26 protein-coding genes are annotated in these 24,722 nt (G+C 32.3%); 2 read left to right on the top strand and 24 right to left on the bottom strand.

What is annotated here, in order from left to right; genetic code table 11:
- Positions 1-189 precede the first annotated feature (189 nt).
- The 22 genes from rpsI to CIGNP103_RS07310 form a co-directional block, all read right to left on the bottom strand.
- On the bottom strand, positions 190-579 hold the full coding sequence (gene rpsI / locus CIGNP103_RS07415) for a 30S ribosomal protein S9 (protein WP_086225465.1): 390 nt from the start codon (positions 577-579) through the stop codon (positions 190-192).
- 2 nt (positions 580-581) lie between these two features.
- A complete protein-coding gene (gene rplM / locus CIGNP103_RS07410; protein ID WP_063998780.1) occupies positions 582-1,007 on the bottom strand; it encodes a 50S ribosomal protein L13 in 426 nt (141 codons plus the stop codon).
- An 86-nt stretch (positions 1,008-1,093) separates the two neighbouring features.
- Positions 1,094-3,865, bottom strand: coding sequence for a RecB-like helicase (locus CIGNP103_RS07405; RefSeq protein ID WP_180381808.1), 2,772 nt, complete (start codon positions 3,863-3,865; stop codon positions 1,094-1,096).
- Positions 3,862-6,255: a PD-(D/E)XK nuclease family protein gene (locus tag CIGNP103_RS07400; protein WP_086268857.1), complete on the bottom strand. Its 2,394-nt coding sequence runs from the start codon at positions 6,253-6,255 to the stop codon at positions 3,862-3,864. Before CIGNP103_RS07400 ends, CIGNP103_RS07405 begins: the two co-directional genes overlap by 4 nt.
- A complete protein-coding gene (locus tag CIGNP103_RS07395) occupies positions 6,245-6,778 on the bottom strand; it encodes a hypothetical protein (RefSeq protein ID WP_086234037.1) in 534 nt (177 codons plus the stop codon). The genes CIGNP103_RS07400 and CIGNP103_RS07395 overlap by 11 nt, the downstream gene beginning before the upstream one ends.
- A 2-nt stretch (positions 6,779-6,780) precedes the next feature.
- Positions 6,781-7,383: a hypothetical protein gene (locus CIGNP103_RS07390; RefSeq protein WP_179187330.1), complete on the bottom strand. Its 603-nt coding sequence runs from the start codon at positions 7,381-7,383 to the stop codon at positions 6,781-6,783.
- Entirely contained in the window at positions 7,380-7,481 is a 102-nt protein-coding gene (locus tag CIGNP103_RS07385) for a hypothetical protein (RefSeq protein WP_086227307.1), read from the bottom strand. Before CIGNP103_RS07385 ends, CIGNP103_RS07390 begins: the two co-directional genes overlap by 4 nt.
- Before the next feature lie 2 nt (positions 7,482-7,483).
- Positions 7,484-7,702: a DUF4006 family protein gene (locus tag CIGNP103_RS07380; RefSeq protein WP_086228781.1), complete on the bottom strand. Its 219-nt coding sequence runs from the start codon at positions 7,700-7,702 to the stop codon at positions 7,484-7,486.
- Between the two features lies 1 nt (position 7,703).
- Positions 7,704-8,576, bottom strand: coding sequence for a cbb3-type cytochrome c oxidase N-terminal domain-containing protein (locus CIGNP103_RS07375; RefSeq protein ID WP_086227308.1), 873 nt, complete (start codon positions 8,574-8,576; stop codon positions 7,704-7,706).
- On the bottom strand, positions 8,573-8,803 hold the full coding sequence (locus tag CIGNP103_RS07370; protein ID WP_086225472.1) for a cytochrome c oxidase, cbb3-type, CcoQ subunit: 231 nt from the start codon (positions 8,801-8,803) through the stop codon (positions 8,573-8,575). Before CIGNP103_RS07370 ends, CIGNP103_RS07375 begins: the two co-directional genes overlap by 4 nt.
- An 8-nt stretch (positions 8,804-8,811) precedes the next feature.
- Positions 8,812-9,477: a cytochrome-c oxidase, cbb3-type subunit II gene (ccoO, locus tag CIGNP103_RS07365; RefSeq protein WP_086235015.1), complete on the bottom strand. Its 666-nt coding sequence runs from the start codon at positions 9,475-9,477 to the stop codon at positions 8,812-8,814.
- Between the two features lie 10 nt (positions 9,478-9,487).
- A complete protein-coding gene (gene ccoN / locus CIGNP103_RS07360) occupies positions 9,488-10,954 on the bottom strand; it encodes a cytochrome-c oxidase, cbb3-type subunit I (RefSeq protein WP_086225474.1) in 1,467 nt (488 codons plus the stop codon).
- 200 nt (positions 10,955-11,154) lie between these two features.
- The gene (locus CIGNP103_RS07355) at positions 11,155-11,841 is read right to left on the bottom strand and encodes a response regulator transcription factor (protein ID WP_086239137.1); all 687 of its coding nucleotides are present in this window, start codon (positions 11,839-11,841) and stop codon (positions 11,155-11,157) included.
- Entirely contained in the window at positions 11,834-13,030 is a 1,197-nt protein-coding gene (locus tag CIGNP103_RS07350) for a PAS domain-containing sensor histidine kinase (RefSeq protein ID WP_236847428.1), read from the bottom strand. Before CIGNP103_RS07350 ends, CIGNP103_RS07355 begins: the two co-directional genes overlap by 8 nt.
- The gene (locus CIGNP103_RS07345; RefSeq protein ID WP_086241714.1) at positions 13,027-13,692 is read right to left on the bottom strand and encodes a sulfite exporter TauE/SafE family protein; all 666 of its coding nucleotides are present in this window, start codon (positions 13,690-13,692) and stop codon (positions 13,027-13,029) included. Before CIGNP103_RS07345 ends, CIGNP103_RS07350 begins: the two co-directional genes overlap by 4 nt.
- Positions 13,692-14,810 carry a glutamine-hydrolyzing carbamoyl-phosphate synthase small subunit gene (carA, locus tag CIGNP103_RS07340; protein WP_086241715.1) on the bottom strand — a complete coding sequence of 373 codons (1,119 nt, stop codon included), beginning with the start codon at positions 14,808-14,810 and terminating at the stop codon, positions 13,692-13,694. The genes CIGNP103_RS07345 and carA overlap by 1 nt, the downstream gene beginning before the upstream one ends.
- Positions 14,810-15,361 carry a DUF507 family protein gene (locus CIGNP103_RS07335; RefSeq protein ID WP_086241716.1) on the bottom strand — a complete coding sequence of 184 codons (552 nt, stop codon included), beginning with the start codon at positions 15,359-15,361 and terminating at the stop codon, positions 14,810-14,812. The genes carA and CIGNP103_RS07335 overlap by 1 nt, the downstream gene beginning before the upstream one ends.
- Before the next feature lie 81 nt (positions 15,362-15,442).
- Positions 15,443-15,970 (bottom strand): MotE family protein, encoded by a 528-nt coding sequence (locus CIGNP103_RS07330; protein WP_086241717.1) that lies wholly within the window; start codon positions 15,968-15,970, stop codon positions 15,443-15,445.
- Complete coding sequence (locus tag CIGNP103_RS07325) at positions 15,967-16,395, bottom strand: flagellar FliJ family protein (protein WP_086227315.1); 429 nt, start codon at positions 16,393-16,395, stop codon at positions 15,967-15,969. Before CIGNP103_RS07325 ends, CIGNP103_RS07330 begins: the two co-directional genes overlap by 4 nt.
- Complete coding sequence (locus tag CIGNP103_RS07320) at positions 16,392-17,642, bottom strand: adenylosuccinate synthase (RefSeq protein WP_086268856.1); 1,251 nt, start codon at positions 17,640-17,642, stop codon at positions 16,392-16,394. Before CIGNP103_RS07320 ends, CIGNP103_RS07325 begins: the two co-directional genes overlap by 4 nt.
- Positions 17,643-17,651: 9 nt before the next feature.
- Positions 17,652-18,500 (bottom strand): ATP phosphoribosyltransferase regulatory subunit, encoded by an 849-nt coding sequence (locus CIGNP103_RS07315; RefSeq protein ID WP_434780852.1) that lies wholly within the window; start codon positions 18,498-18,500, stop codon positions 17,652-17,654.
- 15 nt (positions 18,501-18,515) lie between these two features.
- The gene (locus CIGNP103_RS07310; RefSeq protein ID WP_180380233.1) at positions 18,516-20,315 is read right to left on the bottom strand and encodes a PAS domain-containing protein; all 1,800 of its coding nucleotides are present in this window, start codon (positions 20,313-20,315) and stop codon (positions 18,516-18,518) included.
- A gap of 136 nt (positions 20,316-20,451) precedes the next feature.
- Between CIGNP103_RS07310 and CIGNP103_RS07305 the strand changes: the two genes are divergently transcribed.
- Positions 20,452-21,027 carry a BON domain-containing protein gene (locus CIGNP103_RS07305; protein ID WP_086228770.1) on the top strand — a complete coding sequence of 192 codons (576 nt, stop codon included), beginning with the start codon at positions 20,452-20,454 and terminating at the stop codon, positions 21,025-21,027.
- A 166-nt stretch (positions 21,028-21,193) separates the two neighbouring features.
- Positions 21,194-21,676, top strand: coding sequence for a DUF4405 domain-containing protein (locus CIGNP103_RS07300; protein ID WP_086225486.1), 483 nt, complete (start codon positions 21,194-21,196; stop codon positions 21,674-21,676).
- Between the two features lie 21 nt (positions 21,677-21,697).
- Here the strand turns inward: CIGNP103_RS07300 and CIGNP103_RS07295 are convergent, their stop codons facing one another.
- Together CIGNP103_RS07295 and CIGNP103_RS07290 are read right to left on the bottom strand one after the other, a co-directional pair.
- Positions 21,698-24,112 carry an efflux RND transporter permease subunit gene (locus CIGNP103_RS07295; RefSeq protein ID WP_086268855.1) on the bottom strand — a complete coding sequence of 805 codons (2,415 nt, stop codon included), beginning with the start codon at positions 24,110-24,112 and terminating at the stop codon, positions 21,698-21,700.
- On the bottom strand, positions 24,109-24,702 hold the full coding sequence (locus CIGNP103_RS07290; RefSeq protein WP_086225488.1) for an MlaC/ttg2D family ABC transporter substrate-binding protein: 594 nt from the start codon (positions 24,700-24,702) through the stop codon (positions 24,109-24,111). The genes CIGNP103_RS07295 and CIGNP103_RS07290 overlap by 4 nt, the downstream gene beginning before the upstream one ends.
- Positions 24,703-24,722 lie beyond the last annotated feature (20 nt).

Below are 24,722 nucleotides of genomic sequence, written 5' to 3'. Positions count from 1 at the left end.
ATAAAATGTGGTATCGGAGTTGGATTACAACTCCGAAACTATTACAAAAAGGAGGTTTATCTGTTGGACATCGCAATTATATGTAATCAATCTTAACTTAATAAAAATTTATTATAAATTTTTGCTAAATAAACAAAATTAAATTTAAAAAAGCTCCAAAAGCCAAAAGGCCTTTGGAAATATGAAATATTATCTTTTTGAGAATTGCGGACTTCTTCTTGCTTTTCTGCGGCCATATTTTTTACGCTCTACAACACGACTATCACGAGTTAGAAGGCCTTGTGGTTTAAGAGCTGCTCTAAATGTTGCGTCGATAGAAGCTAAAGCTCTTGAAATTCCGTGTCTTAAAGCCTCTGCTTGAGCTGAATACCCACCACCTAAAGTCGTAGCTGTGATATCCATAGAAGTTTCTTGTTTTGTTACTAATAATGGTTGAACTACTTTAAGCTTTATAGCTTCGTGTCCGCCAAGCCAAGTATTTAAATCCATACCATTTACTGTGATTTTGCCGCTACCTGGTTTTACCCAAACTTTAGCAACTGCTGTTTTTCTCTTACCTGTTGCGTATGTTGTTGCCATTATTATTTTCCTTCTTTAGCTATTTGTGCAGTGTGCGGATGCTCACTACCAGCATAGATTTTTAATTTTTTAAGCATCTCTTTGCCTAATTTTGTCTTAGGTAGCATACCACGGACTGCTAATTTATAAAGTTTTTCAGGTTTATTAGCTAGTAAATCACCAAATTTTTCGCTCTTTACGCTACCAAAATAGCCTGAATGTCTGTGATAAAGTTTCTCTTCAGCTTTATTCGCACCTGTGAATTCTGCCTTGCTAGCATTGATGATGATTACATAATCTCCGCAATCAACATTTGGGCTAAATCCTGGCTTATGTTTGCCACGAAGTAGTGTAGCAGCTTCAGTTAGCAATCTACCAAATCTCTTTCCAGAAGCATCAAGAACGATCCAATCACGCTTTACTTCATTTGGCTTTGTTATCTTTGTCATAATCTTGCCTTTTATATAATTAATTTAAGAGATGAAATTATAGCGAGACTAGCTTAAAAATAACTGAATTTAAGAAAATTTTTATATTAGAGATTTGAAATTTGAATTTCATCATGTAGTATATAAACTATACTAGCTTTTAGCCTTTTTTGTGGGTAAATTTGAGATAAAATATCTAAATATTCTCTGACTTGCTCTTTATGCTCATCGCTATTTTTAAGAGAGCTTTTGTAGTCTATTATCTCGATTTCATCGCTATTTACGCATAATAAATCGATGCGTTTTAACGCCCCATTAAATCCGATATCTTGCTCTTGATACAATCTTTTATCTTTTATAATTTCTAAAAATTGCGGATTATTTAAAAGCCTATCAACTCTAGCTTTAATATCCTTTAGGCCGTCTTGATCGATAAATGCTCCAAATTTATTATACAAGCAATTTTGAGCGATTTTAAGTGAGTTAAAATCAGCAAAATCAATGCTCTCAAGGTAATAATGCAGTGCCTTGCCAAAGTAGATAGAATCTAAATTTAAGCTCTCTTTTGGCTTATCACTAGTTAAAATCTCTTGTGGCGCAACCTTTTCAAATGGTTTAAGATGGATTATTTGCGGCTTGGGCTCTTGCTTTTTGTCGCTATTTGGTTTGATAATTCCTGATTTGTATTCTTTTAAATTTAGATATTCTACCGTTTTGCCATTTGATTCATACTCAGTAAAATATGAGATATTGTTGCCATTTGGATTATCTTTGGCTAAGATTATTAAGCTATGTTTAGCCCTGGTTAATGCTACATAAGTTTTATTTATAACCTCTTTTTTATCAAGCTCTTTTTGTCTATCTTGAAGCTTGGTATAATTCTCATCGCCCAAATACTCAAACACCTTATTAGCTAACCTTATATCCCAGCTATTTGTCTCTAGATTATACTCCATTAAAAATTTATCTTTTTGGCTATTTTCTTTACCTATATAATCAAGCACGATGACATGCTCAAACTGTAGCCCTTTGCTCTTATGAACGGTCATTATCGTTATGCCTTTTTGGCTATTTTTAGCGCTAGTTGTCTGGTCATTATCGATATTAAAAGCAAAGTCATATATATCGCTATACTTGCTACTAATCTCATATAGTTTCAATAGATCAACATCGCAAGGCTCAAGCCCAAGGTATTTAGCGATGAATTTCAGAGTTTGAGCTACGCTAGCATCGCTTTTTAACTCTAGTTTGGCTTTTTTGGTTTTGGTTATCTCATATTGAGTGTTTAGATATATCTCATCACCAAAAATAGAGTATTTCAAAAATGCCACCACCGCCGCTACATTGGCACTTTTGATAAGATTATTTGTAGTTTGGGTAGATACTTCTAAGCCCTTTTTTTCTAAAAAATCTTTAATATTATAAATATCGCTATTTTTCCAACAAAGTATCGCCATATCCTTATGCTCTATGTGGTTATCTTCGAGCTCTTTTATACTATTATAAATCGCCTCTAAATATTTTTCTCTATCAAATTTAATAACCCTCACATAGCCATCATCTTTGCTATTTGACTCTTGGTTTTCGTAGCGTGAATCTTCATCTTCGTCTTGATATTTGTCTTTAAATATGGTATTTACATATTCTACTATCTTTTTATCACTGCGATAATTTATCTTTAGGCTTTGAGTTTTTATCTCCTGTGGAACATCATCTTTGAGCTTATTAAATAACCCACTTTGACCCCCACGAAATCTATAAATACTCTGTTTTATATCACCAACATAAAAAAAGCTCCCAATACCATTTTGACCTTCGCCAGAGAGAATTTCAGCTATGAGTGGTTTTAATATCTCATACTGCTTGATATCAGTATCTTGAAACTCATCGATCAAAATATGCCTGATCTTAGCATCAAGGCGAAAATATAGCATATCGATATTTTGCTTGTTTTTGTTAGTTAGAAGCTCATTAACCCAATTTGTGATATCGGCAAAACTTAGGCTGTTTTCACGGCGATTTACATTGGCAATTGCCTTTTTATACAGATCCACAAAATATGAAATTTGAGATATTTCATATTTCTCAAGAGCTAGATAATACTCTTTTAGAGCACTTATAAACTCATCTCTAGCAGCCTTAAATTCGGCGTTGTCTCTTACTTTATCAAAATATTTTTTATTTATACCTTTTACAACTGCCTTTTCAACTATCTCGTTTAAGCTTAAATTTTTATTAAAATTCTTCACATAATTACCATCGCTACTCAATTTCAATGCCACATCACATAACTCATTATATCTATCCATTGCGTTTTTAGTGCTTGGGAGTGGGGCGTCGAATTTCTCAAATTTAGCTTGTGAGAGTAGAGCAAGCTTTTCAAAAAGGGCATTTTCTTTGCTATTTGTATAATATAGATATTTTGCTACTTTACTCATCATTGAATTTGAGTCTAAGAGCCTTTTAAACTCATTTTTAACATCAATGCTATTATCATTAAGAGAGTTAAAATCTGGCATAAGACCTAAATTTAAGCTAAATTGCCTAAGAATCGTAGCAAAAAAGGAGTCAAATGTAGATATCTTTAACTCACTGGCCAAAAAATCAGCCATAAATTTATCTCTAAGTGCCAAAACTTCTTCTTTTGATATACCTAAAAGCTCGCAAATAGCATTTCGCTTGTCTTTTTGCTTGTCTTTATGTAAATCACAAAATGCATCTGTGATCTTGTGCTTCATCTCGTTTGCGGCTTTGTTTGTGAATGTTAGGGCTAGAATTTTGCTTGGGTGATTGCCTTGTAATAATAGAGCGATATAGCGAACTGTTAGAGCAAATGTCTTGCCGCTTCCCGCACTCGCTTTTAAGCACAAATTTTTCATCTTAATCCCCTTAAACATAGAGATTTATACGGACATATATCGCAATGTTCTGTCTTTTGTTTAAAATTAATTTGGGTATTATTCCTCTCTTTTAACTCATCTAAAGCTTCGATTAATTTTTTATCCATGTCGGCTTTGCTATTGGTAAATTTATTATCATCAAAGTCGGCTTTGCTATTGGTAAATTTATTATCATCAAATGAGTAGAAATACCCCTTGGCGGTTTTATTAAATTTCGCTTGATATAAAAGCTCATAAAATGCTAGCTGCAAGGACTTTTTATCTACTTTTCCACTCTTATAATCAATAAGCCAAATATCATTACCATTGATATCTACTCTATCAATCTTGCCTTTGATAGGAATACCATCAAACTGGGTTTCAATATCCATCTCACATTTGCTAACGCTAAATCCATCTTTGAAATGGCTATTTTGGCTAGATGCGAAATCATCAAGTTTTAGCTTGAAAATCTCGCTTTTTAGCGTGCTCTCTTTTTGATATTTGTTATATATCTGTAAAAACTCGCTTTTATCAAATTTATATTTTGATTTGGTGAAATACTCTTCTAAGGCTTCATGTATCAAAGTGCCAAAATCTAGCGCATCCCTATCATCAAATCTAGATTCTTTAATATTTTTGATATATTTATAATAATACCGCCTTGGGCATTTAAGATAGGTATCTAAGCGACTAAATGAGAGAGGCCAAGCAAAAAAATCGTGAGTTTCTACGATATCCCTAGGCGTTAAATCAATAGCGATTCCGCCTTGACGCAAGGCGTTTTCATATGAAATTTGCGAAATTTCAATATTCTTAACGCCCTCAAAATCCTTAATAAATCTAGATACGATATTCTCATCATTTTCAACATAGCTGATAGATACCCTTTTGGCTCTATTTATCAAGCTTTCGTAGTAAAATCTCTGTAAATTCTCCCTATCGCTATGACTGATTAGACCAGCATTTTTTCTAACTACTGAGCTTAAAAACATCTCTTTTTGGCTTCTTTTTGGTACAAAAGAGTCATTAAAATCTACAATTACAATCCCATCATAAGCTCTAGAACGACTCTCTAAAACACCCATTACAGTAACTAATCCACCACCAGTCATACTCTCTTTTTTATTGGCAAAATTTAATAAAAATAGCTCAAGAAGTTCACTAAATTTAAGTTCAATCTCTCTTAAAAGATTTTTAATATTAAAAAGCTCAGTTTCTATAAACTCAGCAATTTCAGTGCTTTTTTTGATATCACTTAGTAGCAACTTCATAACGCTCTCAAAGCTTTCAAAACTCACTTTTGAATAAAATATTTCTTTAACATGATTATAAATTTGGGTTGATAAATTAAAACTATTTAGCGTAGCAAGTATTTGATTTGGACTTGGTGTCTCTTTTATATAATTTGGGTTAAATTTATAATCAAGCTCTTGAATAATAGCTTCTTTTAAAGAGTGTAAAAATATACAAATTGGATCATTGCGTAGGCTTTTACCCATAGCATAATTTAGCATATTATTTTCATCTAGATTTTGCAACACCTCTGCAAAGCTCTCATCAGGTAAAATTACAGCGATATTTTGCGGTTTTATCCCATCCCTTATCATATTTGATATCTCATCAAAGACAAAGGCCGCTTGTAAGCTACGAAGAGAAAATCCCATAATATTTATATTTGGATTTTGGTTTAGTTTGGTCTTGCTTTCTATGGATTTATCGCTTAAATTTAGCTTATAGTTATGGCTGGCTTTGAAATTTAAATTTGTAAAATTTTTTATCTTTTCTATCGTTTTTTGGTTAAATTTACTACAATCAAAATTTAAAATTAGTGGAATTTTTTCGCTTATTTTAATCAAAATCTCCCACTCCAAAAGCGTCAAAATCCCATCAATTCGTAGCTCAATCCTATCAAAATTGCTAATAAAATTTGGATTTATTTCATAACATTCACTAAGTGTAATATCATCATATATATTTGATGAATTTAGACTATCTTTATAAATTTTCCCTAAATTATCTAAAATTGTTAAATGTTCATAATAGCTAGCATAAGTATCAGCACTACTTAAATTAATTACGGTACACTTTTCTCGGCTAAGCTCCTTAAAAAATGAGAATAAATAGTGCGAATTTTTAAGAAAAATTAGAAATTCATTTTTTATATTTAAAATTTTGGAGATATTCTCTACTCTAGCTACAGCATTACGCATATGCAGCAAGCACTCAGTATCGCTAGCACGGCGTTTATTTGGCACATATGTAACCTCTTCAAAAAACTCAGCCGTACTAATAGCCTTTGGTAGAAGCGAATTTAAACTTAATCTACTAGCATAAAAATCTCGCACATTCCTAGAAGTACTAAAGACAAAAAGCGATCTATTTTGCATATAACTCTACTTGATAAAATCCAGTTTTATTATCATCAACTATAATCTTGGCTTTAATCTGCCATCTACCTGCTTTGGTTAAATTTAGATCATTTATAGCCAACTTGCCATTAATATTTTGCCCATTTAGCTCTCTATCAAATTCACTGCTATCTGGACGAGTTAGCAATATCTTAGAGCTATATTTAGTAGCATTTGTATCAAATTTAATATTAAAGTTTTGATTTAATGGGACTATTGTAGCAGTTTTACCTTTGCGAAGTTTTTGAATTTCATTTGGCAATATCTTGGTGTTTAGCTCAATTTGCGGAGTTGTATTAAAACTAAATTCACGATTAAAATTTGCTTGAGCTGCTTGAATTTCATTAAAATTATTATCAACTTTTTGATATTTATCAAAGTAATAATCATCCATATGCACAGGATAATCAAGCGAATAATATATAGTGTAAGCACATGAACATACTATGGCAAATATAGAGATTACAATCCCGTATGGCCAAAATGTTTTACGATTTTGCATTATTAACCCTTATTAAATTTACGAAAAATTAAAACAATAATCACAAGAATAATTGAACCATATATTAAGTATCTAAAGATATTTATAGTATCTCTATTTTGTGAGCCTATTGAATTTTCTAAAATAATATTTTTGCTAGCTGCTATTTGATCGGCTATATCAGCATAACCATTTAGCATAGAGGAATTATAGATATCTTTACCTTTATTTTGTGTTAATAGTGGAATTATTGAACCAGTTTGTGGAAATGGGCTTAATACTGCCTCTTTATCAAAAAGCATTAAAGCATCATGTGAAGCAAATATATCAAGCTGACCAGCCTTGCTAGAAAAATCCTTAGGAATAATAGCTAAAACAACATATGGTGCTTGAAGTGTTTTAATATGAGAACTAGCTATATCTTTTAAATTTATCCCTTTTATATTCTCTGCAGTCAATAGATCTAGACTAACTCCAGTTTTGCTCTTAAGTTCTTTACCGATTGAATTTAGCTTAATCTCCACAGCCTCACTGATAATATTAGCATTATCAATTACAGCTCCATACGCACATATATTAAGCAAAGCGGCAATAAAGCCGCTTTTAAGAATATTAAATACTCTCATCCGATGAAAAGACTATTTGGTGTAAGCACTGACCAAGCAGTTATAGCCGCAGCAATCACAAGTCCAATTACAATCAATGATTCTAATAGATTAGACATATTTACTCCTTAATTACCATAACTTCAGCAGCTTTTTCAACACTACTTTTCATCTCTACAGATGTAGGATTTACTAGTTTATATGGCTTTTGCATTACATCTTGCTGAGCCACTATACCTAGATATGTAAGCACAACTAATATAGATAGCAAAAGAGCAGTAGCAATCAGCATACCAGTAACTCCGCTTAATGAAAATACAGATCTATTTGTGTTTTCCATATTATTCTCCTTTTGAAAGCGAAATTATATATTCGCCAACAGCTTTTTCTTGAGTAGGATTAATAAGTCCTGTGCCAGTAAATTTAGGCATATGGCCAATATCCCCTGTTTTGCCACGAGCTAAAACCTCTACTACAAAATCACTCGAGCCATATTTAGTAAGATCTGGAGCCATTCCATCCATACCTTTGCCATCTTCACCATGGCAAGCCGCACAAGTAGCCCACGCTGCACGACCAGCTTCTACTAAGTCTTCATTTACTGTGGATTTAATAGCTGATATCTCTTTAGCAGTAAATGCTGCTAGTGCCTTAGCAGTAGCTTCATCAATACCATTATCAGCTGCACTTAACATATCGCCAAGTGGATATCCTAAGCCTTTTGAACCTTTAATGATAACATCATAAATTCCTTTTTCGCTACCCCACTCTATTAGGTTAGCTGCTTTACCATTAATACCATCACCTGTGATTCCATGACATGAGGCACATTGAACCAAAAATACTTGCTCGCCAATTGCTTTTAACTCATCTTGAGTAGCATTTTGGAATTTAGCTTGGAAGCTTGCGTTATATTTTTTGACCTCTTCATTATACTCACCAATTTGTGAATATGAATTTAAAGGATATCCAGCTAGAAAATACCAAATTGCCCATACTATAGTAAGAACAAATACAACAGCCCAACCAAATGGAAGCGGATTTTTATATTCACCAATTCCATCCCAGTTATGCTCACTTAGCTCACCGCCCTCTTTTTTCACTTTCATCAGTTTAAATAGCCTACCTACGACAACTAATGTCAACAATACGATGGCTATAGCACCAAGAATAGAAAGCGAATTTACACTGTCTTCTAGATTAAACCATTTCATTTTTTAACGCTCCTATTAGTATCTTTGCTAGAAGTAGAGACACTCTCAAGAATTTCATCTTGCAAATCATCATTCAGGGCTAAATTTGAGTATTTTTCATAATCTCTTCTACCAGTTTTTTCTGATTTTTTTAGATGAAACCAATAGCTATATAGTATAACTACCATAGCTATTAACATTATATAAAAGCCATAAGCTTGAATCTCTCTCATAGTCTCTACACTCATAACAAACCTTATTTTAAGCTATTTAGATATGCAATCAATGCAACTATTTGGCGGATTTCGCCTCTAGCAAATGCATCTTTTACATCTTGATCTTTCATCTGGCTTACGATAGCCTCCGCTTCTGCTCTTACCTCTGCTTGAGCCTCTTCCCAGCTACCTAGCTTTGGCATTCCTTCTACATCATAAGGAACATTAAATACTTTTTTAACTGTAACAGCTTCAGCATAAGCAGTCTCTATGTCTGCATTTTTATTAAACATATGAGCATAAGCAGGCATAATAGATCCTGGAACTACGCTTACTGGATCTTTCATATGATTTTCATGCCAGTCAACACTTCTATAATTACCAATTCTAGCTAGATCTGGACCAGTTCTTTTTGATCCCCATAAAAATGGTCTATCATAAGCAAATTCGCCACTTACTGAATACATACCATATCTATCTGTTTCAGATTTAAATGGTCGAATTAGCTGAGAGTGACACGCATTACAGCTATCAGATATATATACATGGCGACCAGCTAATTGTAATACTGTATATGGTTTTTTGTGCTCTACAGGTCTAGCACGATCAGCAAAATCTGGCAAAATTTCAACAATACCAGCATATGCTATAAAGATAAACACAAATACCGCAAAAAAGAATGGATTTTTCTCTAACCAACTAAACATACATCCCTCCTTACGCAGCCATTGGTGAAGCACTTACTGGCTCACGATCTATAGGCTTACTTGATGAGATAGATTTCATAATATTGTAAGCAAACATAAAGAAACCGATTAGATATAATAAACCACCAATAGCTCTAATCCAATAATATGGGATAAGAACAGTAACTGTATCTATAAATGAATAAGCAAGGTTACCATATTCATCTGTAGCTCTCCACATCATACCTTGTGTGATACCAGCGATCCACATAGATGCAAAGTATAGTACGATACCTGTAGTTTGGATCCAAAATTGCGCTTCCATTAGAGATTTGCTATATAATTCACGCTTAAAGACCCGTGGAGTCATATGGTATAGTGCAGCCATAGTCATAAATCCAACCCAGCCTAAAGTACCATCATGAACGTGTCCAGGAATCCAATCTGTAAAGTGCGCTAGAGCATTTACTGATTTTATTGAAAGAATTGGTCCTTCTAAAGTAGAGAACATATAGAATGTAGAGGCTAAAACCATAAATTTAATTAGTGGATTATCTCTTAATTGTCCCCATTCGCCTTTCATTGTTAAAAGCATATTGATAGCAGAACCCCAACTAGGTAGGATAAGAACAATAGAGAATATAGATCCCATAGTCTGCATCCAATCTGGAACAGTCGAGTAAATAAGGTGGTGACCACCAGCCCAAAGATATACAAACATTAAACCCCAAAATGAGAATAGAGATAACTTATATGAAAAGATTGGCTGACCACTCTCTTTTGGTAAGAAGTAATAAATTTGAGCAATTATCGCCACGGTAAATACAAACGCAACCGCATTGTGTCCAAACCACCATTGAACTAGCGCATCATTTGTACCTGCATACATAGATACAGAGTGTATCCAACTACCCATACCAGATACTAGACGAGTAGGAACTTCCATATTGTTAAATAGATATAGCATAGCTACGCCAAGGAATGTAGCAATGTAATACCATAAAGAGATATATAGAGTTTTTTCACGGCGAATTCCAATAAGCCCAAATATAGAAATCCCCCATAAAACCCACACAACAACAACTATAATATCAATTGGCCACTCAAGCTCTGCGTACTCTTTAGATGTAGAAACACCAGCAAAAAGAGTTACAACAGCTAAAGCTATAACCAATACATATAGCCAGAAGTGAAGCTTACCTATGAACATTAGAAATTTAGATTCGCTCATAGATACTTTAAGCACTCTTTGTCCAATATAATACCAGGTAGCAAAAATACCTGACAACATAAATCCGTAAATCACACCGTTTGTGTGAAGTGGTCTAAGACGGCTAAATGTTCCATATTCACCAGCTAGATAGTTAAGGTCTGGGTAAGCCATTTGAAAAGCTATCAAAGTACCGATACCCATACCAACTATACCAAAGATAATAGTGGTAAACATGAAGTACTTAGCGACTGTATAGTCGTAGTTCAATGCATTACTTGGCTGCATTAAAAGTCCTCCTGTAAAGTTTGTTATCTTTTTGAAAAAAATACTTTTAATTATATGGTAAATAAAATATAAATTAACTTAAAATAATGAAAAAATATCAAAAATTAATTTAAAAGATTTTAAAGAGAGTATAAAAGTATGGAGTTACCATACTTTAAAGCAACTCCGATAATTTTAAAATTTTAGATAGTTTTACAAAGTTACTCATCTTTGGTAGTGATTTTATAGCCAAGACCTGGGATATTCTTAATTAAATTCGCTCCAACTTTATCACGAATTCTTTTTATAAAGGTTCTAATAGCTGCATCACTTACCTTCTCTCCTGTCCAGACGCTTTGTTTGATCTCTTCGTGTAAGACTAATGTATCAATCCTTTGAGCTAAAATCGCTACAAATGCTAGCTCTTTTTTAGTCAGCCCAATCTCCTCACCAGCACTATTTATTAGAACTCTTTTGGTTTTATTAAATTTAAATCCATTTCCAATCTCTATCTCAGATGCTACGCCAATTTTCTCTTTAGCAAGCTTACAAGTAGCATCAAATAACTCTTCGATATCAATTGGTTTAATTAAATATTTATCAATTCCTACATCAATCGCACTTAGCAATCTCTCCTTTTGGCTAAAGGCACTTAGCACCATAACAGGTGTAAATCTAGATATGCACTTAATCTCTTTAGCCATCTCTAGACCATCCATTATAGGCATTACTATATCTGTAAGTACTAAATCTGGGTTGTATTTTTTAAATTTTTTTAGCCCTTCATCGCCATTTCCAGCTACAATTACCTTTTTAAAAACATCCTCCATGATATTAGCTATTGAAGTTCTTATTTTCTCCTCATCTTCTACAAACAAAACAGTTAGGTTTTTTAGTATATCATTCATCATTATCTCCATTTAATGGTATTTTAATTTCAAAGCAAGCGCCATTTTCAAGGTTGCTTACACTAATTTGACCTTGTAATTTGCTCACAATTCTCCTAACAATATATAACCCCAAACCTGTTCCTACATTTGGATGCTTGGTAGTAAAATATGGATCAAATAACTTATCACTCACACTATCTTCTATCCCACCAGCATTATCAGAAATCGTGATTATAGCATATTTGATCTGTTTATTTGTATCATTTTGAATATATGCTCTTACATTTACTCTCTTATCTTTTATATTATGCTGAAAAAAAGCATCTTTTGAATTTGAAAATAGATTTATAAATATCTGAGCCATCTCATTTTGACGCCCTACTATATAGATGTTATCATCTATATCTATCTCGAGTTTTATAGATGCATTTTTAAAAGTATTCTCTAGCATTAAAATCGCATCTTGAGCAGCATCTTTAAGAGAAAATCTTTCATCATCACCATTATTAGTAAAAAAATTTCTAAAGTTATCAATAATACTACTCATTCCTTTAATCACAGCCTTTGAATGCTCATAAATCTCAATAAATTGTGAGCTTGGTTCTTTAGTGCTTTGTTTGAGTTTATATAAATTTATACTTAACTCATTTAAAGGTTGACGCCACTGATGTGAAATATTAGCCAGCATTTCACCCATATTAGCTAGGCGGCTTTGCTGAAACATTAACTTACTTTGTTCTTCATTTTTAGCCACCTCAATTGCTACACGCTCTTCTAGTTCTCTATTTAGTTCAACTAATTTTTTAGTCTTACGCAAATCATTTTGCGCCCTCATAAGCCTTTCATTTAACTCAATCATCTCAGTAATATCATAACGAATCGCCACAAATTCCTCAATTTCATTATTATCATCTAAAATCGGGATAATCGTAGTATTTAGATAAACAGCTTTGCCATCTTTGGTTCTATTTTTAATCAATCCTTTGTAAATTTTTTTATTTAAAATCGTCTCCCAAAGACGTTTAAAATATTCAGTTGGCACATCTGGATGATGAACGATATTATGCGATTGTCCGATTAATTCATCTCTTAAATAGCCACTAATTTTACAAAACTCATCATTAACAAAAGTTATAATCCCATTTATATCAGTTTTTGATACGATATTACTCTCATCAATGGCTCTTTGATATTGTTGTAATTTCATTTTAACACCATGAATCCTAAATATAAAAGATAAATTCCATACCCAAGCATAATCAAAAATGAAGCTAAATTTATATAATTTTTAAATTTATTACTCAAAGTTGACAAAATCCATCCCGATCCCATCATTACCGGAATTGTGCTAAGACCAAAAATAGCCATAATAATCGCCCCATTTACCAAAGACCCACTTCCAAAAGACATAGCTAAAAAATAATATACGACCCCACAAGGTAAAAGTCCATTTAAAAATCCTAAGATTAAAAATGAGATAGTACTATTTTTTTGTCTAAATTTACCAAGTAGCGGTATAATCAATGAGCTTAATTTTTGATTTTCAATACAAGAAAGGAGTTTACCTCTTTTAAAAATGCCAAAAGCCAAAATAATTAAAACTACTCCAGCAAAAAATATAAGTAAACCCTTGCTAACACCGCTAAAGATAACTGCTGAACCAAAAAGTCCAAACAAAAGACCCAAAATTACATAAGCTAAAACCCTACTAAGATGATAACCTAAAGATAAAATTAGTCTAGTTGTTCTATCTTTTTGACTAAGCTTTACAGCACAAGCTACCACAAACCCGCCACACATACCAATGCAGTGCGAAAGGCTAAAACCAACCGCAAGTGTAATAGTAGCAAGTATGGTAGTAAGCTCCATTATAGAATTTCTATAAATTTCTTAAATATATATTTGCTCTCATTTGGGCCACTGCTTGCTTCTGGGTGATGCTGAACTGAAAATACTTTTCCACTATTATAACATACCCCTTCAATAGTATTATCAAAAAGATTTCTATGGGTAATTGTAGCTACTTCGCAGATATTCTCTGGAACATTATAGTTATGATTTTGCGCTGTAATCTCTATACTTTTTGTCTCTAAATTTTGAACTGGATGATTGGCTCCATGCTGACCAAATTTAAGTTTATAAGTCTCATAACCATAAGCATTTGAAAGCAACTGATGACCAAGACAGATACCAAACATCGGAATATTAGCTGCTATTAGTTTTTTAATCTGAGCAATCTCATTAACTAGCATTCTAGGCTCACCAGGACCATTACTTAGAAATACTCCATGAATTTGACCTTTATTAAATTTGTCAATTAAAACTTCACCTTGTACATCGTGCGGATATACTTCAAGTTCAAGACCAACACTACAAAGCTCATTTAATATATTTCTTTTAACACCATAATCAATAACGGCAACTCTTTTACCAATTGAATTTACACTACCATAAGCTTGGTTTTTATGCTCCCATCTTGAAGCAGTGTGAATATATGGCTCTTTTGTGCTTACGATACTTACGTAATTTATCTCATCGATTCTAGCACTACTTTCTAAAGCTTTTTTAAGCTCATCTTTATCACTAATCTCAGTTGAGACATATACTCTTAAATTTCCACTATCCCTTAACATCTTAGTTAAATATCTTGTATCTATATCATACACGCCAAATTTGCCTTGGTCATAAAAAAACTTTTCAATATTTTGTGTTGATCTAAAATTACTTGGATTAGCATTAAAATTACGCATAAATACGCCACTTGCGTGAATTTTGCTACTTTCTGTATCATCATCATTTATACCTACAATCCCAATTTCAGGCATAGTAAATACAATAAACTGTCCAGCATAACTAGGATCTGTAATAATCTCTTCATAGCCAGTCAAAGATGTATTAAACACAAGCTCGCCAAAAGCACTCCCACCCTTACCAAAAGCCTTAGCTTCTAAATAAACACCATTTTCTAAATAAATATATGCCTTCATTATATCATTCCTTTTTTGCTAAGCTCTTCTTCATAGAGTCTTTCAAATATCAAATCATACTCCTCAGTGCCTGGTATTAGCTTTTTCTTATAGTTTTCTAATCTATCTGCTACGCTATCTTCGATAGCTTCATACTGTTTTAAATAGCTCTCTATTGCGCCATAGATCAAATTTTTAACCCTATTTTCTGAAACGCTATAATCGATTAAATTTTCTCTCCATAATCTTTGTAAAATCTCATGCGATAGACTACTATAACGGTCATCATATGAGAGCATTACTCCAAACTCTTTGGCTAATTTTTTCTTAATCAACCAAAACATATTCTTGCGATCAATTTGCATAAAATCGATCTCATTCTCATTTTGTTCCAAAAGCTCTTTTACACGCTCTTCTAAGGCTCTTTCTTTATTTATATCAACACAAAGAATCTCTCGAGCAACGGCGGTTATAGGCTCTGTACCGCTTTTGAATTTAACAAAACCAGAGCCTAAGAGATCAGTTGTAATCTTTCTTGCTATATATGGAGCATGTGGAAGTTTAATACGCATTTAAATGACCTTTATAAATTTTTGACTAATTTTATCAAAAAAATATATAAAATCAGCTAAAAATAGCAAGATAAATTAAATTTATTTAGTTGAATTTAAATCCTTAAAAAGCTCATCATTTTTCAAAATTTGCGTAAGTTCAGCTGCTATTTGCGGATCCATCTTAGCAAATATTGTCGATATCTTCTTTGGATCTAGCGCATGCAAAACCTTTGCTGCCTCATCACGTGGAAGCTGAGCAATTATGGTGGCTGCAGCTCCGTCTTTCATCTTAGCATAAACGGCTAGAATCTTATCATTTGTAATACTCTTGATCTCAGATAAAATTTTCTCATTTTTATCAAGCATTTTTTTAATATTTTCTTCTTTTTGAGAAATCTGCGCTAAGGTTTTATTTAAATCTATTTCTTTAGCTAAAATCTGTTCTTCACGTTGATTAAATAGCGTATTTGTTGCAGCTCTATAAGCCTCTAGCTCTTGGCGCGAGCTATCTATTAATTCTAAATTTTTAGCAATCTTTGCCTCTCTATCGGCTAAAATCTCATCATTATTCTCACTTGTAGCATACAACAAACTAGCCAAAAATATAATAAAATATATAAATTTCAATACCTATCCTTATTTAAAAATGAGTGTCTCATAGTTCCCATATCATCTAGATTTTTAGCCTCTTTTTTTCTAAGATTTTTTAACTCTTTTTGAGTCTCTTCTTTCTCCATATATTTAAATTTTTCAAGTTCAATATAGGCCTTTTTATACTGAAATTCAAAATGCACAATCTCTTTTTGAGTAAGCAAAATCTTCTCTTTAATCTTATCTTTTTGCATTCTTAAAAGCTTTTGCTGCTCGATTGTGGCTTGAATTTTCATTGATGAGCCTCTTTTGGGAAATTTGCCCATATTAAGCTCGGCATTGATTGCATCTATAGAGCGAGTAAGCTCACGAAATGTAGCCTTGGCTCGTGCTAGGCTCATTTCAAGTTTATTTAACTCCTCTTCTTTGACTTTGACTATTTGGGTAAATTGATTACTCATCTTAGTATTGTATCACTCCTTTCAGGACTTGTTGAGATGATACTGACTCTAACTCCAGTTAACTCCTCAATACGATTAATATATCTCTTAGCATTTAGTGGCAAGTCATCATAATGCTTAATTCCACTAATGCTATCCCAACCCTCAAGCTCTTCATAAATAGGCGTAACCTCATCTAAATTTGCAGGCATATAATCAATTATCTCTCCTTGATATTCATAAGCTTTACAAATTTTAATGGTTTTAAATCCATCTAGCACATCAAGCTTCATTAGTGCATAGCTATCAACGCCATTTAGCATTGAGGCATATCTAACAGCTACAGCATCTAACCATCCACATCTGCGTCTTCTACCGGTAGTTGTGCCGTACTCTTTACCCACTTCGCACATAGTTTGTCCATCTACGCCGTGATCTTCTGTTGGGAATGCTCCATTGCCAACTCTAGTTGTATAAGCTTTTAAAATTCCAATCACATCGCCAATACTTTTTGGACTAAGTCCAAGCCCAGTACAAGCTCCAGCTGCAATAGTATTTGAGCTAGTTACATATGGATATGTTCCGTGATCGATATCTAGAAGCGTTCCTTGAGCGCCTTCAAGGAGAATTTTTTTATTCTCACTCATTGCTCTCCATAAAATTTGAGTAGTATCAGCAATATAAGGCGCTAAAGCCTCTTTAAAACCTTTAAGTTCTTTATAGATCTCATCTTTGCTAGGAATTTGCACACCAAGAGCATCTAAATAAATCCTGTTAGTTTCAAAATCATTCATTAAATTTGTACTTAATAGCTCAGGATTTAAAAGCTCGCCAACCCTATGACCTGTGCGACTAATCTTATCAGCATATGCTGGGCCAATACCTTTACCAGTTGTACCTATAGCCTTATCGCCTTTTAATCTCTCTCTGGCTTGGTCAATTAGCGAGTGGTAGGCTAAATTTAGATGAGCTCTATCACTAATGTAAAATCTTCCTTCTAGATTCTTAAATTGTGACATTTCTTTGATTAAAACCTCAGGATTTACCACTACGCCATTGCCAATTATATTTATAATATTTGGGTGTAAAATACCGCTTGGAACTAAATGAAGCGCATATTTTACGCCATCTACCCATATAGTATGACCAGCATTATGTCCGCCACCACTTCTACATACTAAATCATAATTTTGCGAGAGCATATCTACGATTTTACCTTTACCTTCATCACCCCACTGAATTCCAACAATTAAATCCGCTTTTGTCATATCAATCCTTTATTTACTTCTTAAATTCTCTATCACAGCATCGCTAAATATAGCAAACCCAGCTGAGATGTTTCCATCAATTTCATAGCTTCCACCACTACTTAAAATGCTATTATCGCATAAAAACCTAAAAAATAGCTTATCATAATATCTCATTTTAGAATAATATAGCGGTGCATATATTCGTTTATCATAGTTACTAGCTAATCCTTTTATCGAGTTTAATGGCTCTTTTAGCTCACTTGGCGCAATGGCAATAACCGCATCTATATCAGCATCGCTTTTTATATTTGCTAGGCGGTTTAACCATGGTAAATTTAGTCCCAAAATTACTTCTAATCTACCATTTTCAAATACGCTAATTGGTAAATTTAGTAGCTGGCAAATAATTTTTGGAATTTGAATATTGCTAATTTGCAAATGCGCACTAATACCAAATTCTCTAAAAATCTCACTAACTATATCTATGCACGGCATAATACTGCTATCGCCTAAAATCTCAGCACCGATTTGATAAATTTCACTAGTTGGATGTTTAAATACCGGCTGAATGTAAAACCACCTTTTAGTATCACTATCTTTTAATCTTTTTGTAGTAATTCTAACTACATCTATTGTGCTATCGCTACGAAGAGCAATCTCTAAATTTTGCTTATCACCAAAACGAATTAAATTCTCAGGCTTTACGCTTTGACGCTGATGATGGCTAAAATATGGAGTGATAATCTCACTAAATTCATTCTTTTCTAAAATTTCAGCTGCTTTAGCTTCAATCTCTCTTTTAAGCTTAGCGCTAGCGCCAAAATATAGCTTTGACCCATCTGGGATATCGTGTTCATAGATCTTTTGTGTATCCAAATTCAAATTCTCTCCTTACTCCATTATTTTATAAAATTGTGCCACATATCGCTGAATTATCTCATGTTCATCTTTAATAGCTGTGATTACTAGATGCTCTTGATAAATTTCACCGGAACGATTTTTATTATAGATTCTTCCACTCCAACTACCAAAATGCTTAATATCAGACCACATTTTAGCATAAAATACATTATCATGTTTACCTGAATGCAGGATTTGCGGTTTTTTACCAATAACTTCTTTTTTGCTATATCCAGTAATTTTTGTAAAGCTTTCATTGACATCTAATATATTTCCAGTTGCATCACAAATTAATATTCCATTAATAGAACTAAGCATAATCGCCTTAGATATAGCGTTTTGAACTACAAAATTATGATGATCGCTAATATCTGTAGCAGTACCAATAATCTCATCAGAGTCATTTAGTGTATCTAGGGCTTTGGCTTTAATTCGAACATAAATTCGACTTCCATCTTTTTTAATTAGCCTTATATCACACTCAATTAACCGTGAACTGCCATCTATATACCTATCTAACTCATCAATTAAAATATCAATATCATCTCTATAAACAATTTTATATATATCCTCAATAGAGCTAACTCCCATATCAATACTATTTTTATATCCTAAAAACTCAACAAAATCAATACTAAATTTAAAAATACCACTTTGAGCGAAATACTCAAAGCCTAACAAGTTACTGCTTAAAATTCTACTTTCATAGCGTTTTAATTTACTAGATAAAATCTCTTTTAAAATCTCTTGTTCAGTGCTATCAACTAAAAACATAGTAACTTCTGTTTTGTTATCTTTATTTTTCATACTTGAAACAAAAAGTCTAAACCACCCATATTCGCCACTATTTAACCTAAATCTATAAGCTCTATCAAGCTCTTTTTTCATATCATATATGCTATTTTCTAATTTTATCTTTCTTTCTAACTCTAAGCTTAATGGAGTGATATCATCACTATGACATAAAGTTTTTATATCAATTTGTTTAACATCATTTGGAATTAATAAATTTGCATTTGAACTAAGCTGAGTGCTCATCCAGCTCTCATCATAGATAAATTTAATAACAATTGCAGGATTATGCTCAATCATTTCAATCTCACTATTTAGACTCTCTATTTTTTCTTGTGCTTTTGAAGCATCTAAAATAATCATAAAATATGAATCATTAAAATATAAGCTTACTGGAGTGCTAATCACCTCAACAAATTTAATCTCACCACTAGCTAATTTATGCTTATGATAGTTAGTTTTTGCTCCATCATTTACACGAATATCAAATATACTCATTGTTAATAGCTCGCCCTTAGAGTAGCCATAAAACTCCACCGCACAACGGCTAGCATCCATTATAGAGCCATCTTTAGCATCGATAAATAAAATCTTTATATCACTTCTATCAAATAATAAACTATAATATTCCATATAGTATTTTAGGCTATTTTGTGAGCATACCCACGATGTAAATAAATCATAAATATTTTTATTTATATGATAAAAATCAAAATTTGAAACTGGATCGATAATCTCTTTGCGAGCCAGCTTATCAATAAACATTTTAGTATTAGCAATTGGTATAATAAGATTATTTTTAATAAATAAAAATATCTCCAAAAGTAGCACTAAAAGCATAATCGCAAGCGTTGAAAAGCCTAAATATACGACATTGCTTATATTATCATTAGTAAATATAAAATGCAAGCTAAAACCACTCATAGCAAGAAATATCGCTAAAATAATTATAGCTCTTCTCAATAGTCCAGAAGCAAGAAAAACTTTGCCGTATCGCATATACCTAACCTTTGGCATCACTAAATTTACATAATGCAAGACTAGATTTTATCGAAATTTTAATAAATTCAAGCTAAATATATATTTTTAAAAGTTTTTAAGAGATATTTTGTTGAAATTTAGATAAAATTATCCAATGAAATTTATATTTTATATGATTTTTGCTAGCATTATTCTAAGTGGCTGCACTTTTAAATCGCCACTATTTAATTTAACTTCAATATATGATGCTTATACTATCAATAAAGATGAACGAGGAATCTACACAATAATAAAAGATAATGTAATACAAAAAAAACTTCAAGCCAAAATCCTAGCTAGTGCAAATTTAAGCAATTTTCATCTAGATATAGTCTCTCAATGGGGCGAAGTATTGCTAATTGGAGAGGTTGCTACAATGGATGATAAAATAGAACTGATCAATTTAGCTCGTGATACAATGGGTATAAATCATATTAAAACATATATAAATTTCAAAACGCCAAACGCATGTCACTTCTTTGATGAATTAGCATTGCTAACTAAAATTAAAACTGATCTAATAGCTGATCCACTCATTGATAGCACAAATATCAACATTCATATCGTACAGTGTGATGTAGTTTTTAGCGGTGCGGTCAATAGCATTGAACAAGAAAAACGAGCCTTGTGGTACGCCTTGCATACTGACGGAGTTAGTAAAGCGTACTCATTTTTACATGTTTTAAGATAAATTCACTCCTTTGTTATTATAAAATACGACAATAATAACTCTAAATTTATCTAATAAAATTGCTATAACAAATATATCTTTTGTAAAATAACTTTATTTTGTTAATTCACATATTTTTAACATATTCTTGAAATAATTTTGCCAAATTTAACTCAAAGGATAGATAATGAAAGTCTCCAAACCAATAGCTACTACAGCGACTATCGCTACATTTGCCATTGTTGGTGTTACTGGTGTTTTTATGTTTTTTGATCTTAAAAACTATGGTATCAAGATAGCCCACGAATATATCGGCATAGTAATGGTACTTGCATGTGTGCTTCATATATTTGCTAATCTTGCGCCATTTAAGAAATATTTTACTGGCAAAAAACTTGGCTTTATAAGTGCTACCATAATAGCTGCTATAATATTTGTGGTTTTTGCTCCAAATTCAAACAAGTCAAAACTACCACAAAAAGAGCTATACTCTAGCTTTATGAGTGCAAATTTAAGTAGTGCGATGATGGCTTTAAATAGCGATAAAACTGCGGTTAAAAAATACTTAAATAGTAAAAATATTGAATTTGAAGATACCAGCATTAAAGAGTTTATCTCTAAAAATAATTTAAATGAAGTTGAATTTATAAATACTCTTTTAAATCGCTAAATTATAGAGCCATCTTAGGCTCTATAATTGCTTTTTATAAAATGAAGAGATCATCGCAGGAAGCAAAATTAACGCCCCAAGAAGCATCATAAACATAACCAAATCTGTCAAAATTCCAAAGTAAATAGTCGGCCAAAAATTACTAAGACTCATCACGCTAAAGCCTAAAAATATTGCAAAAGAGGTATAATACATAGCATAACCAATACTTGCGTGTGAACGCTTTACTGCACTAGAGATAGTATGCGTACGATTTTCATTTTTAAATCTATGAATATAATGAATTATATCATCAACCCCAATTCCAAGACTAATAGCAGCAATTGTAATACTCATAATATCAAGCGGGATTCCTACAATCCCCATTATGCCAAATACAGCACACAAAGGAACAAGATTTGCAATAATTCCAATTAGTGATAGCTTAATACTTCTAAAAATTACTACAAAAACCAAAAATAGTGCCAAAACTACAAATATAAATGTATCAGCCTGTGAACTAAAGAGAGCTTGAAGCATATTATTATATAATACCATTACGCCAGCTACTTGAATCTCTACTGGTTCATCTTTTAATAGTTTTTGTAAATCAGCCTTGAGTGATTTGACAAACTCATCACGGCGTAAATTTGGATCACTATCGATAGTTCTAATACTAAATCTTGCCTCATTATTTTCTATATTTATATATGGTGTTAAGATTAGCTGCTTATACTCATTAGGTAAATTTGTATAGATTAGCGAGAGTGCAAGCGGATCAAGCTCCTTACCATTATTTATACTTTTTCCTACTTCAAGTAAAGTAGCAAGCGAGCTAACATTTCCAACAAACTCACGCTCAGCAATAAATTTATTAACTCTTTTAATAATATCAAGCCTATAAGTATTAAACCAGTATTGCTCCTCTTGACTACCGCCAAATTCATCTTCAAATTCGCCTAGTTCATCATCACTATTTTGCTCAATTGGTTTAAATTTAATAATCACATCCAAAGGAATCGTTCCGCCTAGCTCTTGATCGATCACCTTCATACCTTGGTAAATTTCAGTATTTGATTTAAAGTATCCTATAAAACTATTTTCAACCCTAAGCTGACTAATACCATAAATACCAATAACTACTATAAACAAACTAATTATATATATTATTTTTGGTTGATTTATGGCAAATTTAGCACACCACTGTGTGAATTTAAAGTGATTTTCAAAGCTCATTTTGGGCTCTTTTTTCTTAAGCATCATAAGCAAACTACCAAAAATAAAAAAGGCAACCAAAAGCGATATAGAGATACTCACACTCATCATCGCCCCAAGCATAATAATTGGTTTAATATCGCTTAGGCAAAGTGATAAAAATCCAATTACTGTAGTAAAAATTGCAAAAAAGCAAGGTGTAAATTTAGAACGCAAAGTAAGATAAACTAACTGCGCATTTGTATAAATTTTATGTTTTAAATATAGCTCACGATATGCTACGATTAAGTGAATTACCACTGAAATTGTAATGATTAGCTGAAGGGCTATATAATTAGAGCTAATTACTGTAATCTCATAACCTAAAAGCCCAAATAGTCCACTTGCTAAAATTACACTTAAAAAACAGACAATCACTGGTAAAACCACAAATCTAACTTGTCTAAAAAATAACCATAAACAAAACCCAAGAAGCACTAAAACACTACTTCCATAAACTGCTAAGTCATTTTTAACAAAGCTTATCATATCATCAGCAATCATACTAATGCCGCCTAAAAATAGCCGCTCATCTCCCTTATAGCTCTCTATAATCTCCCTAATTTTAGTAATATTTTCATGTTCAACAATACGCTGAGCATCTCTATATTTTTTAAATTCAATTTCTAAATTTGCTAATTTTTGGCCAAACTCTTTTAGATTTGCTCTTTGTTCTAAAAATCTAGCATAAGTCTCATCATCTTTTAAATTTACTACAATAGCTGTGGTTTTAAAATCACTACTAACTAATGAGTTTTTATATAATAAGCTATTCATTAACTCATCTTTGGCCCTGGCCATATCGATGCCAGTTTTGCTTAAATTCGGCACATCCTCTATTAATTCACTAATGCTTAAATTGGGATTATTAGTTAAAAGTGGGGCTTTTAAGATTGAAAAAACTGAATCGACACTTTTTAAATTCTCAAGCTCTCTTGAGATTGCTGCGATTTTATCTAGACTATTTTGGTTTAAAAGTCCTAAATTTGGTGTATAAGCAATAACTAAAAAATTCTTACTATCATAGCGTTTAGTAATATCACGCCAAATAGCTAAATCCTTATCATTTTCAAGTAATAAAGTCTGAGTAGAAGCATCAATCTCAAGCTTATAAGAAAAGACTCCAATTCCAAGGCAAATAAGCAAACTAAACGCTAAAACAGCCTTAGGAAATGCGACAATTAGCTTAAATATTTTTTTCATTTAACAGTGGCATTATGATCAGCTGTTGCATTTTGAAGACGCTTTATAATCTCATCAAAGCCTGCATTTTTACTTAAATCATTAAACTGACTTCTATAGCTTTGAACTAAACTCACGCCTAAAATATCAATATCATAGATTAGATAATCACTCTTATTTGCTGGGTGAAATTTAAAAATTAATGGATAATTTTCGCTTTTATTTTTTATTACAGCATAGACATTGTATCGATTTTTGTTTCCCATTTCGCCTTTTACAAACTCAATCTCTTGATCGCTATAATATCCAAGCTTTTGCGTAAAAGATGCCTTTAAATTTGCTACAAATTGTTTTTCAAACTCATCTTGCTGTGTAGGATTTAACATACTATATTGCTTAGAAAGAGAGAGTCTAGCCATCAGTGAGTAGTCAAAATATCCATCAAAAAGCTTAAAAAGCTCTAAAGGCTTTTGCTCTTTTACTATAGATTTATCATTCATTATCTCTATTGCTTTTTTAAAATCACTCTTTAGCGTATCATCAATTTTTTTAAACTCAATTCCAAAAGTTACACCACAAATTAAAAATAATAAAAATAAAACTTTTTTCACATTGCCATCCTAATTTTTTT

Source organism: Campylobacter sp. P0103, from assembly GCF_002139545.1.
Classification (GTDB): domain Bacteria; phylum Campylobacterota; class Campylobacteria; order Campylobacterales; family Campylobacteraceae; genus Campylobacter; species Campylobacter devanensis.
This window is presented reverse-complemented; position numbering and strand designations above follow the sequence as displayed.